This window comes from Mariprofundus sp. NF (assembly GCF_013387455.1).
GTDB lineage: Bacteria > Pseudomonadota > Zetaproteobacteria > Mariprofundales > Mariprofundaceae > Mariprofundus.
This window is the reverse complement of the sequence record NZ_VWNC01000007.1, coordinates 73,757-89,949: the sequence shown is the minus strand read 5'-3', so window position 1 is coordinate 89,949 and position 16,193 is coordinate 73,757. Positions and strand designations below refer to the sequence as shown.

The following is a 16,193-nucleotide window of genomic DNA, read 5'->3' as shown; positions in this document are numbered from 1 at the left end:
AACGCTGCAAAGGTACATTGAATGTGCAGCTTTTTCATCATCCATGATCTGGCTATATTGATGCAGGGCATTCATCTATAGTCCGGTTCAAGGGGAGGATTATGACGATCTCTATTATTGGCGCGCTCTCTGGCCTTCCGAAGGTCACGATTGAGGTGATAACATCTCTGCTTGAGGGGCCTGCATTGAATATGTCACATGGCGGTGACTTTACCGGTAAACCTTCGACACAACTTCATGCTGATGCATCATGGGTATTAAAGATTGATGAGCGACGCAACTTCTCAACTGAAGAGGTGGCACACAAATGGTCCGCTCTGCAGATTGAAAAGGAGAGGGCATACGGCATCTATCATCCACAGCGTTGCTGGTTTGTGATTCAGCGAAAGGGCTGGGTGGTGGGCAATATCTCGCCACGTATGCAGCCGCTGCACACTATCGATTTTTCAACCCTTAGCAGTGAGCAGCGATTAAACTACCTGACCAACCTGCTGGCGATCTACTGCCGCTTTGCAGCCGGCAGCGAGAAGCGGCTGGATGAAGGGCTGTCCAATTTTGCTCTGCTTGATGATCAGCTCTTCTACCTTGATGATGATATCTACCCGTGGGATAGCTTCTCATCCTTCTCTGCTATGCTGGCTAACTGGCTCAGGAAATCAGATGAGCTGGGGATGGACAGTGATCAGTGGCAAGTGCTGGGGAAAAGCCTGAAGCCTCTGTTGAGGGGGTATTCATCCTCTGCCGATGATATGGTTTATGAAGGGCTGAGTGATCAATTTGTCGGAAGCTTTGAGATGCATAAGCAGACATTGATCTCTGAACTTCGCTCTGTTGAATCGTGCGTCATGGTTAAAAAGGCTGCTGCTGTGGTATTGCAGTCAGGTGATGAGCCGATTGGGATGATTGCCGATGTGCATGCCAACCTTCCAGCCTTTGAGAGTGTTCTGAAACGCTTTGCAGAGATGGGTGTAGAACAGATTATGCATCTGGGTGATATTGTCGGTTACGGGCCGCAGCCTGCCGCATGTATACGCCTGGCTAAGGAGCAGAGCATCTGCTGCATTCGTGGCAACCATGATCACTACGTGGCTCATCATGGTGATGTAAAGGTTGCAGCCAGTCGCAGTGCACAGTGGACGCTGGATTGGACGATTGAGCAGCTTGATGACGATGATCGGGCCTGGCTGGCCACACTGCCGGTACGTCACCGTACTGATAAGTGGATGGCTGTGCATGGCTCGCCGATCGATAAAAGTTTTTTTAACGGTTATGTCTACAATATGACTGCCGAGAAGAATCTCGAACACCTCAGAAGCAGGGATATTCGAATCTGCCTGCACGGGCACTCCCATATTCAGGGTGTTTATGCCATGCAGGGAAGTGTTGTGTTACCATTTATCAACGCAGCAGAGGTTGATCTGAATCCATTTTCAGCATCGTTGATCTGCCCCGGCTCGGTGGGTCAGCCGCGCGACGGTCAGGTAGGGGCTGAAGCTGCGATCTTCTATCCTGATCGTATGAGAATCGAGCTGTTTACTGTCCCTTATGATATCGAAAAAGTGGCTTTAGAGATGCAGGACAACAACTTTCCGGAGCGTATCGTGCAACGTCTCAGGGCAGGGCGTTAAGCTAAGGATGCTTTGAAAAAGTCAGAGTTTGTGAGCAAAGGCAAAACCACGATTTTGCCTTTGCGTGCTGAAAACTACATGGATGTAGCTTTTCAGAGGTTCGCTAATTTGTTAAGCCTATAAGATGCTTTAAGGACACTTGGGTGCAACTTCAGCGAGTGCTGAGCGGGTCGCCATCCAGCCGGAACCGAGATTGATGGTAGTGCGGGTCACCAGAATTAGCAGGTAGTCAGGTTTCTCCGGTACCACCGCCATGAAATGGTAGGTGCCATCGGTGGTCATCTGAATCTCTTTGATATGGTATTTGATCTCTTCGCCACGCTGGGCTGCCATCATCGCTTCAACCGCAGTGATAGTTTTGCCTCTGAACATATCTACAGCGGCAGCGCCAACAGCATCAACGTAGGATTGCGTAAAGTAGGGGACGTTATGGTGAGCACCGAGTAACAGACCGTTATTCAGATCAACAACAGCAGCAGCAAGTGCGCCTTCGAGTTCACCTACCAGCTTTTCAAGGGTCTGATTCATATCCATCATTAACTTCCTGTTATCTGTTTTGTGCTTCTTGCATGACGCGTTTAACCAGCTCTTCCAGCATGGCCGGTTGTCTCTGTTCAGGCGCTTTCTGCTGCTCCTGAACCTGCTCCTCTTGATGCTGCTTGTTCATCAGTTCAAGAATGATATCCACCTCTTTACGGGCATGGCCGAGCAGCATGCCGAGTTTAAGGTCTCTGGCACCGATGAGCGCCAGCAGCATATCGCTGCCGGCATGGATCAGTGCCACAGTCTGATTTTTTGACTGGGTAACCACCTGGATACAGCCATCATCATCGCCCTGAATGGCGAGTGCATCACCGAGTGAGAGCATCGATGAACACATCGCAGAAAGAGCATCCGCCTCGATGTCGGCAGATGAAGCATAAGCGACTGGAAGACCGTCAGAGGTGCAGAGCAGTGCCGCATCAAGGTGATATTCACGCTCAACCAGTTGTTCAAGCTCACGACGGCAGGCTTCTTTATAATTACTCAACGATTAGGCTCCTGATAACTATTCCCCAACAGGGTTCTGGCAACACAGCTGACGATCTCTTTGATCATATTCTGCATGCCAGCGGGAACTCTGCTACACAAAATCGATAAGTAAATGAACTGATCACCGACAGCTGCTTCATGCATGATCAGCATGCGGCCATTTTTCAGCACCAGAGCACTGCAGACCTGTTCGCCGAGATCGCCTGATTCGACAACTTTGCGGGCGGTTTCCATCATCGATGATGAGTAGGCAGAAAAATCCTCTTCGGGGCATTCACCGGTTTCAGCCATGACCAACCCTTCATCATTGGCAACGGTGATGAAAATAAGCTTCTTTTCCTGACGAAGCTGTTCAAGCTCAGTATGAAGAGAAATGACCTATCCCCCTGTAAAATAATGCAATTCGACCTGAATTTACGCGCAGCTATATGACGTGTCAATAAAACTGCAGAAAGTTAAAGGTGTTGTTGTGGCTGGATGGAACAGTTGAATATGCTTAATAAATCCGTTTACTCTGATCGACAGAGCAGGCTGTTTCATACCATGGAATCGAAGCTCAGTTTGATTCATCACCGCTTATTCCTCGTTTTCAAACCCGAAACGACGAATCTCTTTGACGCGCAGTGCATCGTCATAGGTGATTTCAACACCACGTTTAATCATATCGCCACTCTCTTCATCTTCAAACTGTTCGAAGTAAACAACGCGATTTTCCTGCATGACATGATCAAGCGAAGGTGTACCGAGCGCCTGTTCGACGCTGAATTTGGTATCACCCTCCTGGATCTGCATGATACTACCGATTTTCAGTCGATTACCCTGATGGATCGGTTCATACACACAGCCGCCAAGCAGCATAGCGCTAAGGGCAAAGGGTAGAATCAAGTGTTTGATCATGCTGTCTCCGCAGGGCCACGGTGGCCTTTTTCAAGAAGTGAAATATAGTCTTTCATACCTTTTTCCAGCGTCCATTCCGGCTTCCAGTTGAGCAGTAGTTCTGACTCACTGAGATCAGCTTCGGTATGTTCCTGATAGAATGAAAATGGATTATCAAAGTATTCGACATCCAGATTTTTGTCGAGCAGAGCAGCGAGGTTGGTGACAATATCATTAAAGCTGCGCGCTTCTCCGGAGCCCACGTTGCATACGCCTGAGCGTGATGCATCCAGTGCGGCAAGGTTGGCAGAGACAACATCACGAATGTAAACAAAATCGCGTTTTTGCTCACCGAATTTAAACAGGCGAACCTGTTTGTCCGCTTTCACCTGCTCATAAAGCTGCAGGATCATTGATGCGGTTTTATTGCCTTCGCGCTCATTTTTATGCGCCTCTCCCGGCCCGAATACGTTGAAGTAACGCAGTCCGATGATCGGGGCGGGGTGGCGGTCGTACCAGCGGCAGGCGATGCGATCCATAGCCAGCTTGGAGAAGCCGTAGATGTTTTCCGGCTCCTCACCGAAACCGATACGGTTAGGGGCTGGCGAGTTGCCGTAGGTGCCTGCTGATGAGGCGTAGGTTACACGCGTGCCGGAGATGCTGCTGGCTTCAAGAATAGAGGCGAAGGCATTGGTGTTAACCTCAACCATCAGTCGCTGATCCATCACGGTTGTATCGGTGATAGCGGCCTGATGATAGATGGCGGAAAAACCACCATCGGCAATCTCTTCAAGCAGAAACGGATCATCGCAGTCGGCAGCGCGCACTTCACAATCAACATGGATCAGATTGCGCCAGTCACCGGATGAGAAGTCATCAACGACAACAACATCGGTTGCCGGGCGTTTAAGCAGTGCCGCGGTAATATTTGAGCCAATGTAACCGGCTCCACCGGTAACCAGAATTCTCTCACTCATGCTAATCGCCCGTTATCCATTGGCTTTTGCGCCTTTCCACTGCAACTGCAGCAGTGCCAGCGCACGTGTCGTGGCTTCATTGCAGATCCTGTACCCGGCTTTGGCATTCACCCGGTCGGTGATCTCCTCAGCTGGTAGCTCTCTGATATCTGAATCATTCATACCCGCTTCGGCAAAAATGCGGGAGATCCATGAGCCGATACCGGCAAGCTGGTTGATACGAACGATGCGGATCAGCTCGTCACAACGGGTCGGGGTTACCTGATTGCCTGTGGCAACAGAGAGCTCCTCAGGGTCCTCCTCGGCAAAAGAGTCGACAGGCTTGCAGAGTAGTTTGAAAATAACCCATTCACTTTCAGCCAGAAAGTTGCGATCTTCGTGCAGTGGAAATGTGCCGGGAAATGCTTTTACATTGCTCATATCGTTACGCTATATCCTTTGTGTCGCTCGTTTTTGTTTGATCACAACAGCAAATTTATTCAGGCGGTGGATGTTACGTTACCTGCCATCCAGTGCAAGCCATGCTTTATCAGCTGTTGATTAATGCAAAAGATGAACTCCTCATAACTTTGCTCAGGTAGAATAGTGAAGCTCCTTTTCACTGTAATAAAGGTCCCTGTTTGTTAGACTATGAAACAGTAACAGATTGTAACATTAACCAGACTGTAACAGGGAGGCAGATTTATGCGCTGGTCAGAAATTAACAGTTCAGGATCATCTGTATTTAATCCAAAAAAGATTACGGTGGTGGGTGCTGGCCATGTCGGTGCCACTGCTGCATTTCTTGCTGCCAAGAATGAGTTGGCTGATATTGTCCTGATCGATGTCATTGAGGGCGTGCCGCAGGGCAAGGCGCTTGATATGTATGAATCATCACCGATTCTTCGCTTTGACAGCGCGGTGATCGGAACCAATGACTATGCCGATACTGCCAATTCAGATCTGGTCATTATTACCGCAGGTATCGCCAGAAAACCCGGCATGAGCCGTGATGATCTACTCTCGATCAATGCCGGTATCATTGCCGATGTCACACGTAATATCGTCAGTCACTCGCCCGACTGCATCATTCTGGTCGTCACCAATCCACTCGATGCGATGGTTTATACCGCCCTGAAAGTATCCGGTTTCCCCAAACATCGTGTCATCGGTATGGCCGGTGTGCTTGATTCGGCCCGCATGCGAGCATTTATTGCTGATGAGCTAAAGGTTTCGATCAATAATGTTAATGCTTTCGTACTTGGAGGCCACGGCGATACGATGGTGCCGTTGCCTCGCTACTCGACAGTGGCAGGTATTCCGATCACTGAACTTTTGAGCCCTGAGCGGGTAGATGAAATTTGCCAGCGTACAGCCGATGGCGGAGCTGAAATTGTCAGGCTGCTGAAAACCGGTTCAGCCTTCTATGCGCCGGGAGCATCGGTAGTGCAGATGGCCGAAGCGATTATCAGGGATAATAAGCGGGTGCTTCCATGCTGTGCCTATCTTGAGGGTGAATATGGAGTTAACGGCTATTATCTCGGCGTGCCGTGCAAGCTTGGTGCAGGAGGGCTTGAGGCGATTATAGAGCTTGATCTGACAGAGCAGGAGAGGGCAGGGCTGGCAAAATCCATGCAGGCGGTAGCCGAGTTGGTGGAGCAAGTCGATGGCTTCGGTCTCTATTGAAGATTTATTGATTGCCCTTCATCATTTGCCACTGTAGCTGATGATCAGGTATCAGCTGCTGCTTACACTGCCAGGGAGACTCCTTTGAATATTCATGAATATCAGGCCAAAGCCATGCTTAGCGAATTTGGCGTGCCGGTTCCGCGTGGCGTGCTTGCGCTCAGTGTGGATGAGGCAGTTGCTGCGAGCGATCAACTGGGGGGAGATCTCTGGGTAGTAAAAGCTCAGATTCATGCCGGAGGACGCGGTAAAGCAGGTGGTGTGCGTCTCTGCAGATCAAAGCGTGAAGTGAGGATTGCGGCTGAAGCGCTGTTGGGTTCAACGTTAATAACCAAACAGACCGGAGAAGCGGGTAAAGAGGTGAAGCGGTTGTATGTGGAAGAGGGATTAAATATTAACTCCGAATTCTACCTGAGCTTGCTGGTTGATCGTGAAACAGAGAAGGTTGCCTTTGTGGTCAGTCCTGCCGGTGGCATGGACATCGAAGAGGTGGCTGCATCATCACCTGAAAAGATTCTCACCTTGTCGGTTGCAGGGGATCAGCCCTCTGAGTATGAATGCACGACCATAGCTGCATTCCTCGGGCTCCAGGGGCCGCAGGTTGCAGCCTGTGCCGATCTGCTCGCAAAACTGCACGCGGCATTTTGCCAGAAAGATGGCTCTATGCTTGAGCTTAACCCTCTGATTCTGACTGCTGATGGTGATCTGGTGGCACTCGATGCCAAGTTTGTTGCTGATAGTAACGGGCTCTACCGACATCCTGAGTTGGTGGCGCTGCGTGATCTTGATGAAGAGGATCCGCGTGAAGTTGAAGCTTCGCAATTCGGGCTGAACTATATCGCACTGGATGGTCGGATCGGTTGTATGGTCAACGGGGCAGGGCTTGCCATGGCGACAATGGATATCATTCAGCTTAAGGGCGACAAACCGGCCAATTTCCTGGATGTGGGCGGCGGTGTAACCGTCGATTCGGTATGTGAGGCTTTCAAGCTTCTGTTCAGTGATGATCATGTTAAAGCGGTGCTGGTGAATATTTTCGGTGGCATCGTGCGCTGTGATGTGATCGCCAACGGCCTGCTGGAAGCGATTAAAACCCATCCAATGCGTGTGCCTGTTGTGATGCGGTTGGTGGGTACCAATGAAGAAGAGGGACGCAGGCTGGTTAAAGATGCCGGTCTTGATGTACGTTGGGCTACTGATCTGGATCAGGCCGCTGAATTTGCAGTTGCTGCTGCGGGGGAGCAAGCATCGCTGTCCCGATGCGCGATAGATGGGGATATGAGATGAGTGTACTGCTTGATAAAAACACACGTGTGATCTGTCAGGGGTATACCGGCAAACAGGGGACATTCCACTCCAGTGCCATGATTGAGTACGGCACCTGTTTTGTCGGTGGCGTGACACCGGGTAAAGGTGGTCAGTCCCATCTTGAACGCCCTGTATTTAACACGGTTGCCGATGCCGTAGAGCAGGAGGGGGCAGAAGCATCAGTGATCTTTGTGCCTCCCCGTTTTGCTGCCGATGCGATCATTGAGGCTGCAGATGCCGGCATTAAACTGATTGCCTGTATTACAGAAGGTATTCCGGTTCTCGATATGCTGAAGGTGAAAGAGAGCATTAGCGGTAAAGAGTGTGTTCTGATCGGCCCCAACTGTCCGGGTATTATCACGCCGGGTGATGCCAAGATAGGTATTATGCCGGGTCACATTCATAAGCCGGGTCGCGTAGGTGTAATCTCCCGCTCCGGAACACTGACCTATGAGGCAGTAGATCAGTTAACCCGGACAGGTCTTGGCCAGTCCACCTGTATCGGTATGGGCGGAGATCCCATTCACGGCATGGATTTTATTGATGCCTTAAAGCTTTTTGAAGCGGACGATCAGACCGAGGGTATTGTACTGATTGGCGAGATTGGCGGCTCCGATGAAGAGCATGCTGCTGAATATATTCGCCACGCTATCTCAAAACCGGTCGTAGCATTTATTGCCGGTGCAACGGCTCCAAAAGGCAAACGCATGGGCCATGCCGGCGCCATTATCTCCGGTGGCAAGGGAACGGCAGAGGCCAAATTTGCAGCGCTTGAGATGGCCGGTGTTACTGTAGAACGTAACCCGACGCTACTGGGTGCGCGTATGCTGGAGCTTCTCTCTTAAGTTATTGCGAACTTACTCATGTGGGCTTGAGTGAATCATTTAGAAACCTGACGTTGATGGTGTTTTGCTCTTTGTCGGCTTAACGGATGTGCGGTTGATAATCTCTTTTTTGATCCACTCCGGCACATCTTCGGATCTGGCTGATTCCGCCAGTCTGCCGACCAGTTCACGCTCCTTGCAGCGTGTACGCACCTCATCGGTCAGGCTGATTCCCTGACTCAATAGCTTCATATATGCCTCGTTGGTGAGCATGGCATTGGCGATCATATTGGTACGAATCCAGTAGTCCGCTGCCGCATCCCGGCATACCTGTGACGGGTTAAGCGGACCATCCGTTGCTGCCTTATCTTTATCTTTTGTGGCTGCAACAGGGTTATCTTCAGGGCTGGAAGCTGTCTGTTTGGTCTCTTGTTGCACGGCTTCATTCCCGGCAGGAGAAGTTTGAGATTCATCTTCGCTTTCAGGTTTCACCATTTTGGCAAAGGGGTCGAATGGTTTAATGTTTGATTCGGGGTTTGATTCGGGCTCTGCCTGTGGCGGTTCTGCTAACCTTTCAAAAAGCTCATGGTTATAGAAGTAGAGGTATGCGCCTGAGGAGCCTGCGATAAACAGCGTGCCCAGAATAACCAGGATAACCATCTGCATATTCAGTGGTTTATTGGCGCTTTTTTTTGTCGCTTTCCTCTTTTTTTTGCCGCCTGAGGCAGTTTTTTTCTTTTCGCTTTCGGGCTCTTTTTGTGGTTCCGGGGGGATCTCTATGATCTCCGGTTCAATCTGTTGCTCTTGTTGAACCTCTCTGGTGTGTCGCTGCTCATCGATCTGATTCTGAACGGCCGGGCTTATCTTCTCCTGTATAAAGATGATAAATGTCTTCTGACAGTGTTTGCAGTTAATTCGCTTGCCAGTCGCGCGTCTCAGCTTATCGCTGACGCCATACTTCTTTTGACAATACGGGCACTGGATAAATTCCAAACGTCTCTCCTGAAAGTTTTATACTGTTTCAACTTATAAGGGTAATCAAGATTGATGCCACTTTTAGTGCTTGAATGGTACCGATATCCGCATAACAGTTCGATGAACTACCGGGCACTATCAATGTTCTACAGAGGCGGGTGAGCAACTCTGCTGTTATAACGCTGAAGTTTTATCCATTTCTGTTGATCAGTTTGTTCACGAGTTTGCTGAGTTCCGCGGTTTTGAAAGGTTTATTCAGCAGCATTGAGGTTTCATTATCGAGAATCTTCTGGGTCTTCTCTTTGGGCGCATCGTAACCGGTCATGAAGATTACCGGCAGTTCGGGATAGGTTTTTCGCATCTCAAGCACACTGTCCACGCCATCCATGCGGGGCATGACAATATCGCTGATGACCAGTGAAATTTCATGTTGATGGGCATAGAACTTCTCAATCGCATCAATACCATCGCTGGCCTGAATGACATGATGGCCGAAACTCTCAAGCACCGATGCAACCGTTTTACGTACCTCTATAGCATCATCTGCGACAAGAATGGTGCCTGAATGTGAGACTTGAACCGGCGTTTTAGATGCAGTCGTAACTTCTGTTTGATCACTCTCAGCCAGTGGCAGGCATACCTTAAAAGTAGAGCCCTTGGAGAAGGTGCTTCTGACATGAATGGAGCCATTGTGTGAGGTGATGATGCCATGCGCTGTAGATAGGCCCAGCCCGGTTCCTTGACCCACCTCCTTGGTGGTAAAGAAGGGCTCAAAGACTTTATCCAGATCGGAAGAGTTGATGCCTGTGCCTGTATCCTGAATTTCCAGACAGGCGATGTTTTTACAGTGGATATGGCAGGCACCACGATCACAACAGTTTTCGGGCTGGCTTGGGTAGAGGCGAATATGGATGGCTTTGACGACACTGCTCCTGACAGCATCGCGTGCATTGTTAACCAGATTGATGATGGCCTGTTTGATGTGGGTCTGATCGGCGAATATGGTCATCGGTTCGCTGGAGAGATCAAGTTTGACCTCGATATCCTCAGGGATACCTATCTGTGCCGTTGCGACAGCATCCCTGAGCGCTGCTGCTAACGTGATATTCTCTTTATCGTGTTGTGATTCGCGGGCAAAAGCGAGAAGTTGTTTGACCAGATGTGATGCATCAAAGGAGAGGGTCTGAATATCATCAAGGTTTTCAATGACTGCATCGGGTGCACCACTCTTTTTCGCTTTGACCTGAGCCACATAGGCTTTTCCTGAAATGGCTGCCAGCAGGTTATTAAAGTTGTGGGCAACACCACCAACGAGTGTACCCACCGCCTCCAGCTTCTGGGTCTGCAAGAGGGCATTTTCAACTCGTTTCTGTTCAGTCAGATCTGAGAAGACACCAACAAGGAATTTAGTGTTGCCATCTTCATCGGGGATAGATCTGACATCCAGAGCCTCGGGATAGAGTTCACCACTTTTGCGCTTGTTCCACAGTTCACCTTTCCACTGTCCCTTACTCTTGATCGATGCCCACATCCGTTCATAGAAGTGGCGATCCTGTTTGCCCGATTGCAGCATATTCGGATTGCCACCGATGGCTTCCTGCTGCGAATAACCAGTAACATCAGAAAAGGCCTGATTGACATAGACGATCTCGCCATCAGGTCGGGTGATAATCACGCTCTCACCAGCCCCCTGAAGTGCTTCAGCGAGCATCTCAATCTGTTGCTGATCTTTTTTGAAACTTTTCAGGATGGGTTTATATACAAACAGGTAGAGAGGGTAGGAAGAGAGTGTAACAAGAAGAACACCATCAAGTACCGCTTCTGCCAGTTGTGATAGAGAATCCTCCAGACCAGTGACATCAAACAGTAGCATGGCCAATATTTCGGCAACCAGAATGATGATGGCCAGTCGCAGGACACAATGAAGGTAAAAGAAGTTTTTCTGATCCATGTGGCTCCATTCCTTCGACGCATTATTTGACTCAACTAACCATCTATCGGCTCATTTTAAATGAACTTTAGGGCCGATCTTCTGCTATACTCTCTCTATCATTGTCTCATTAACAGGAGGTTGGTATGAAAAAGGTGCTTATTGGTGTTGCAGCATTAGGCGTGATTGTTGTTGGAGCAGTCTTCTTTCTACTCTCAAATCTTGATAACATTGTAAAAGATGCTATTCAGGTTTATGGATCAGAAGCTACAAAAACGCAGGTTGCTGTAAGCGATGTAAAAATCAAACTTGAATCCGGAGAGGCCTCAATTACTGGCCTGAATATCGGTAATCCAGCCGGTTTTTCTGACCCGAATATCTTTGAGCTGGGCAATATCAGTACCAAAATTGATATCTCAACGATTCGCCAGAATCCGATTGTGATTGATGAGATTATTATCAGTGCACCCAAAGTGGTCTATGAGATCAACAAATCAGGCATCTCCAACGCTGATGTATTGAAAAAGAACCTCGGTGCAGGTGGTGGCAGCAGTGCTTCTTCTGGTACAAGTGAAGGAGAAGAGCTGAAAATGATTATCAAACGCCTGGTTGTTGAAGGCACGTCTGCCAAGGTGCGCATTGCAGCACTTGGTGATCAGCAGCAGAGCGTATCTCTGCCTAAAATTGTCATGCGCGATATTGGTAAAAAGAGTGGTGGCGCGACTGCAGCAGAGGTGGCCCAACAGCTATCATCCAAACTGCTGGGTAATGTGAAGGGCTCCGTTGCCAAGCTTGGTGTAGGAAAATATCTCGGAAAATCGGCGGATGCATTCAAGGCCCAGGCTCTGGACAGAGTTGGTGGTGCCGGAGGTGCAGTTGGCGGTGCAGCCGGTGGTGCCGGTGATGCCATTAAAGGACTATTTGGCAAATAAGCGGGCACAATTGAAATAACCGAAAGGGTTGGATACTCAGGTGTCCAGCCCTTTTTTTTGTTTTTTTACTCTTTCCAGCTTTTCTGTTTAAACCATGCTGGTTTCAACTCATCAAGCATGGAGTAGGGGGCATTCTGGTTTAGTAACCAGGCGGCAAGTTTATCCAGTTCGTTCTCTTCGACAGGCAGATTACGATGCTGAATCTCTGCCACAAGTTGCGCTGCTGTGATCCCTGGAAGAGGCAGGGGGATGGCATCAAGCTTGCAGCCATCGGCCTTCAACAGATCATGCTGTTCAGCATATTCGGTGACGCAGAGCAGGGTAATCTCCCTCTCCCTTAATCTGTTCAGGTCCTCAAGAAATGCGCCGCTGTAACCATCTTTCAGGGTGCTGCCACTCCAGAGTTCATCAAAGTTGTGCAGGATGAGTAGTACTTTCTGATTCTCTTTTTCCAGCTGATTAAACAGTTTCCCCAGACTCTCTACACTGTGATCAGGATGGTTGAAGTAGCTGGCGATGGCCTTTAAAAAGCCTTTAAGATCATGGCAGTAGAGCTGCATGTTGAGCTGAATGATCATGGTTGATCCGGGGATGAAACTGCGCAGATCATCCAGTGTTCGTCTGCGCCCCTGTCCATGCGGACTGATCAGGTTGACTGATTCTCCCGATAGTATAAATCCTGCCAGAGCGGCTGTGAACCCGGGTCGTAAACAGGTTGCTCTCTCTGAATCCATCAGGTCAGAGGCGGCTGCGTGATACGCACCGGTTGTGGTCGCGACAGCGCTTTAGCAAGTTCCTCTTCGCTAAAGATGCCTTTGCTGATCAGCAGGCGGGTGATGGCATCCAACTGCATCTGACTGGCGGGCATAAGCGCCGGAGTCTGGGCTGGTTTAGCTTTGGCCTTTTTATCAGTTGCTGGCGCAGCAAAGTTTTGTCGCATCAGATCAAGCAGCGCCTCATCGGCGTCACCTGTAGCTTTCAGCCCTTTTTTCGACTGGAAATCTTTAACCGCACTGCGTGTTGCCACCCCGAACAGACCGGGTTGATCATGCATGGGGTAACCCATGCGTTGCAGAAGCTCCTGCAACATCGATACCCCTTTGCCGCGCATAAACATTTTCAGTTTTTTATTCATTTCGTCGTATCTCTTTATGCTATCTTATTCAGTATAGCATTAAATGTGAGACTTGGGCGCATGGCACGCGCCACCTTTGCAGGATCAGCGTGGAAATAGCCACCCATATCAACTGCAGTGCCCTGCACACTGTTCAACTCATCAATGATGATGCTCTCATGCTCTGTAAGCTGTTGTGCCAGTGGTGTGAATTGTGACTGCAGCTCCAGATCACTGTTTTGTGCAGCCAGAGCCTGGGCCCAGTACATCGCCAGATAGAAATGGCTGCCACGGTTATCCAGCTCATTAACCCTGCGAGAAGGTGACTTGTTCTCTTTGAGGAATTTGCCATTGGCGGCATTCAGCGCCTCTGCAACTACGGCTGCTTTAGCATTGCCGGTTTTAGCTGCCATATCTTCCAGCGATACAGCCAGGGCCAGAAATTCGCCGAGAGAGTCCCAGCGCAGGTGATTCTCTTTCACAAACTGCTGCACATGTTTGGGGGCAGAACCTCCAGCACCTGTTTCAAACAGGCCGCCTCCGGCCAGTAGCGGCACGATAGAGAGCATCTTGGCACTGGTTCCCAGTTCCAGAATCGGGAAGAGATCGGTCAGATAGTCACGCAGCACATTGCCAGTGACTGAAATGGTATCCAGCCCCTGTTTAACTCTGCCGAGTGCATGACGAATAGCGTTAACCGGCGCCATGATCTGAATATCGAGTCCGGCAGTATCGTGATCTGCCAGATAGGCGTTGACCTTGTTGATCAGATTGGCGTCGTGGGCACGGTTAGAATCAAGCCAGAATATAGCAGGATTACCTGTAGCCCGGGCGCGACTAACGGCCAGTTTTACCCAGTCTCGAATTGGCGCATCCTTGGCCTGACACATGCGCCAGATATCACCCTTCTCAACTGCATGCTCAAGTAGGATATTACCTGCATCATCGATCACACGAACCTTGCCATCTGTAGGGATATTAAAGGTTTTATCGTGCGAGCCGTACTCCTCAGCCTTCTGCGCCATCAGACCGACATTGGCCACATTACCCATGGTGATTGGATCAAAGGCTCCATGCTCTCTGCAGAAGCTGATGGTCTCCTGATAGATGCCGGCATAACAGCGATCAGGAATCATAAATTTGGCATCGTGAAGCTTGCCATCGCTGCCCCACATCTTGCCGGAGGAGCGAATCGCTGCAGGCATCGATGCATCAATAATGACATCGCTGGGAACATGCAGGTTAGTGATGCCTTTGTCGGAATCGACCATGGCAAGGGCAGGGTGACTCTCATAAATGGCCTGAATATCCGCTTCGATCTCAAGGCGTTGTGCATCCGGCAGTGTGGCGATCTTGGCATAGAGATCACCAAGGCCATTGCTGGCATCAACACCAAGCTCTGCAAACAGTGCGGCATGTTTCTCAAACAGATCTTTGAAATAGACGGTGACGGCATGGCCGAACATGATCGGGTCGGAAACCTTCATCATCGTCGCTTTCAAGTGCAGTGAAAGGAGGACGCCTGAGTTGTTGGCATCCTCAATCTGGGCGGCATAAAAGGCGCGCAGGGCTTTGCGGCTCATCACCGCCGCATCAATCACTTCACCACTCTGTAGCGGGGCACTGGTTTTCAGAACAAAGCTGTTGCCGTCGCTATCAATCAGTTCAATGCGGTAACTGCACGCATCGTCAATAGTGCATGATTTTTCACTGCCATAGAAATCACCAGCCGACATATGTGCTACATGTGATTTGGAGTCGCTGCTCCAGGGCCCCATGCTGTGCGGGTTATCTTTAGCATACTGTTTAACAGCATCAGCCACGCGACGATCAGAGTTGCCTTCACGCAATACAGGGTTCACGGCACTGCCTAACACTTTGGCATAACGGGCTTTGATCTCATGTTCATCACTGCTCTGTGCATCATCCGGATAGTCAGGGATATCAAAACCGTGTTCCTGCAGCTCTTTGATAGCAGCGTGGAGTTGAGGGATTGAAGCACTGATGTTCGGCAGTTTGATGATGTTGGCATCCGGCGTTTTAGCCACTTCACCCAGTTCACTCAACGCATCACCGATCTTCTGTGCTTCACTTAATCGGTCAGGGAAGTTGGCAATGATCCTGCCAGCAAGAGATATATCTCTGGTTTCAACATTCACATTGGCGGCTTTGGCGAAGGTTTGCACAATTGGAAGGAGCGAGTAGGTGGCCAGAGCCGGGGCCTCATCAGTGATGGTGTAGATGATGGTGGGTGTGTTGGGTGTCATTGACTATCCTGTTGTTGCTGCGCAGCCATAAGCAGGGCATGGCAAATATTTTGATGTGCAGGAGTTTAACAGCATGAGTTTTATTAAAAAGGTCGGTCTGTTTAAATTGCTGTGAAACCGGATATGCTGCATCATTCAAGGTCTAAAACGCAGTGGAGGTGGATGCGGTGAACAGAGATGCGCAGACAGATAATGAGAAACGCTGGTTTGAGGCAGCTGTTGCTGGTGATCAGGAGGGTTTGGAGCGTTTATTGGAGCAAGGTGTTCAGGTTAACACTACCGATGCTACAAAATCGACCGCCCTGCATTATGCGACCAAACATGGTCATCTCAGTTTGATGTGTTTTCTTATTGAAAATGGCGCTGATCTGCATGCAGTCAATGAGAGGCTCTCAACGCCTCTGCATCTGACTGAGAAGAATATCGATGCCATCCGAATTCTTTTAGAGGCCGGAGCCGATCCGAATCTGAAGGATGCCGACTACGACTATCCCTACTACTACGCTTTCTATGGCTCCATGCCACGCGAAATTGCCGAGTTATATGTCAAACACGGGGCAAATTTGATGCTGTTTGATAAGTAGGATCAGGGCCTGTTAACTCAAATTCCTGCTATCAAGTAATACGAGCAGAAACAGAGAAGGGTGAGATATGATCCCACCCTT

17 protein-coding genes are annotated in these 16,193 nt (G+C 49.6%); 6 read left to right on the top strand and 11 right to left on the bottom strand.

Annotated features, from left to right (window positions below; genetic code table 11):
• The first annotated feature begins 101 nt into the window (after positions 1-101).
• Positions 102-1,628 carry a metallophosphoesterase gene (locus F3F96_RS10410; RefSeq protein WP_176963204.1) on the top strand — a complete coding sequence of 509 codons (1,527 nt, stop codon included), beginning with the start codon at positions 102-104 and terminating at the stop codon, positions 1,626-1,628.
• A gap of 129 nt (positions 1,629-1,757) precedes the next feature.
• Here F3F96_RS10410 and F3F96_RS10405 read toward each other — a convergent pair whose 3' ends face one another.
• The 6 genes from F3F96_RS10405 to F3F96_RS10380 form a co-directional block, all read right to left on the bottom strand.
• A complete protein-coding gene (locus F3F96_RS10405) occupies positions 1,758-2,165 on the bottom strand; it encodes a hypothetical protein (RefSeq protein ID WP_176963203.1) in 408 nt (135 codons plus the stop codon).
• Positions 2,166-2,175: 10 nt separating this feature from the next.
• Entirely contained in the window at positions 2,176-2,658 is a 483-nt protein-coding gene (locus F3F96_RS10400; protein WP_176963202.1) for a roadblock/LC7 domain-containing protein, read from the bottom strand.
• On the bottom strand, positions 2,655-2,951 hold the full coding sequence (locus F3F96_RS10395) for a hypothetical protein (RefSeq protein WP_176963201.1): 297 nt from the start codon (positions 2,949-2,951) through the stop codon (positions 2,655-2,657). Before F3F96_RS10395 ends, F3F96_RS10400 begins: the two co-directional genes overlap by 4 nt.
• Positions 2,952-3,236: 285 nt before the next feature.
• Complete coding sequence (locus tag F3F96_RS10390; RefSeq protein WP_176963200.1) at positions 3,237-3,557, bottom strand: outer membrane protein assembly factor BamE; 321 nt, start codon at positions 3,555-3,557, stop codon at positions 3,237-3,239.
• Positions 3,554-4,513 carry an ADP-glyceromanno-heptose 6-epimerase gene (gene rfaD / locus F3F96_RS10385; RefSeq protein WP_176963199.1) on the bottom strand — a complete coding sequence of 320 codons (960 nt, stop codon included), beginning with the start codon at positions 4,511-4,513 and terminating at the stop codon, positions 3,554-3,556. Before rfaD ends, F3F96_RS10390 begins: the two co-directional genes overlap by 4 nt.
• A gap of 12 nt (positions 4,514-4,525) precedes the next feature.
• Positions 4,526-4,933: a hypothetical protein gene (locus F3F96_RS10380; protein ID WP_176963198.1), complete on the bottom strand. Its 408-nt coding sequence runs from the start codon at positions 4,931-4,933 to the stop codon at positions 4,526-4,528.
• Between the two features lie 264 nt (positions 4,934-5,197).
• Between F3F96_RS10380 and mdh the strand changes: the two genes are divergently transcribed.
• The 3 genes from mdh to sucD all read left to right on the top strand — a co-directional run bounded on the left by mdh (position 5,198) and on the right by sucD (position 8,331).
• Positions 5,198-6,178, top strand: coding sequence for a malate dehydrogenase (gene mdh / locus F3F96_RS10375; protein ID WP_176963197.1), 981 nt, complete (start codon positions 5,198-5,200; stop codon positions 6,176-6,178).
• A gap of 84 nt (positions 6,179-6,262) precedes the next feature.
• Positions 6,263-7,465 (top strand): ADP-forming succinate--CoA ligase subunit beta, encoded by a 1,203-nt coding sequence (sucC, locus tag F3F96_RS10370; protein WP_176963196.1) that lies wholly within the window; start codon positions 6,263-6,265, stop codon positions 7,463-7,465.
• Positions 7,462-8,331: a succinate--CoA ligase subunit alpha gene (gene sucD, locus F3F96_RS10365; RefSeq protein WP_176963195.1), complete on the top strand. Its 870-nt coding sequence runs from the start codon at positions 7,462-7,464 to the stop codon at positions 8,329-8,331. Before sucC ends, sucD begins: the two co-directional genes overlap by 4 nt.
• Positions 8,332-8,370: 39 nt before the next feature.
• On the opposite strand, the gene F3F96_RS10360 is transcribed toward sucD, so the two are convergent.
• The gene (locus tag F3F96_RS10360; protein ID WP_176963194.1) at positions 8,371-9,303 is read right to left on the bottom strand and encodes a zinc-ribbon domain-containing protein; all 933 of its coding nucleotides are present in this window, start codon (positions 9,301-9,303) and stop codon (positions 8,371-8,373) included.
• A gap of 172 nt (positions 9,304-9,475) precedes the next feature.
• Positions 9,476-11,236, bottom strand: a complete 1,761-nt coding sequence (locus F3F96_RS10355; RefSeq protein WP_176963193.1) for an ATP-binding protein — start codon at positions 11,234-11,236, stop codon at positions 9,476-9,478.
• Between the two features lie 125 nt (positions 11,237-11,361).
• Between F3F96_RS10355 and F3F96_RS10350 the strand changes: the two genes are divergently transcribed.
• Entirely contained in the window at positions 11,362-12,147 is a 786-nt protein-coding gene (locus F3F96_RS10350) for a hypothetical protein (RefSeq protein ID WP_176963192.1), read from the top strand.
• A gap of 65 nt (positions 12,148-12,212) precedes the next feature.
• On the opposite strand, the gene F3F96_RS10345 is transcribed toward F3F96_RS10350, so the two are convergent.
• Genes F3F96_RS10345 through F3F96_RS10335 form a run of 3 tightly spaced genes read right to left on the bottom strand, consistent with a single transcriptional unit; the run spans position 12,213 to position 15,528 of the window.
• Positions 12,213-12,881: a hypothetical protein gene (locus tag F3F96_RS10345; protein ID WP_176963191.1), complete on the bottom strand. Its 669-nt coding sequence runs from the start codon at positions 12,879-12,881 to the stop codon at positions 12,213-12,215.
• Positions 12,881-13,282 carry a peptidoglycan-binding protein gene (locus F3F96_RS10340; protein WP_206675327.1) on the bottom strand — a complete coding sequence of 134 codons (402 nt, stop codon included), beginning with the start codon at positions 13,280-13,282 and terminating at the stop codon, positions 12,881-12,883. Before F3F96_RS10340 ends, F3F96_RS10345 begins: the two co-directional genes overlap by 1 nt.
• 14 nt (positions 13,283-13,296) lie before the next feature.
• On the bottom strand, positions 13,297-15,528 hold the full coding sequence (locus F3F96_RS10335; protein WP_176963190.1) for an NADP-dependent isocitrate dehydrogenase: 2,232 nt from the start codon (positions 15,526-15,528) through the stop codon (positions 13,297-13,299).
• 167 nt (positions 15,529-15,695) lie between these two features.
• Between F3F96_RS10335 and F3F96_RS10330 the strand changes: the two genes are divergently transcribed.
• Positions 15,696-16,112: an ankyrin repeat domain-containing protein gene (locus tag F3F96_RS10330; protein WP_176963189.1), complete on the top strand. Its 417-nt coding sequence runs from the start codon at positions 15,696-15,698 to the stop codon at positions 16,110-16,112.
• Positions 16,113-16,193 lie beyond the last annotated feature (81 nt).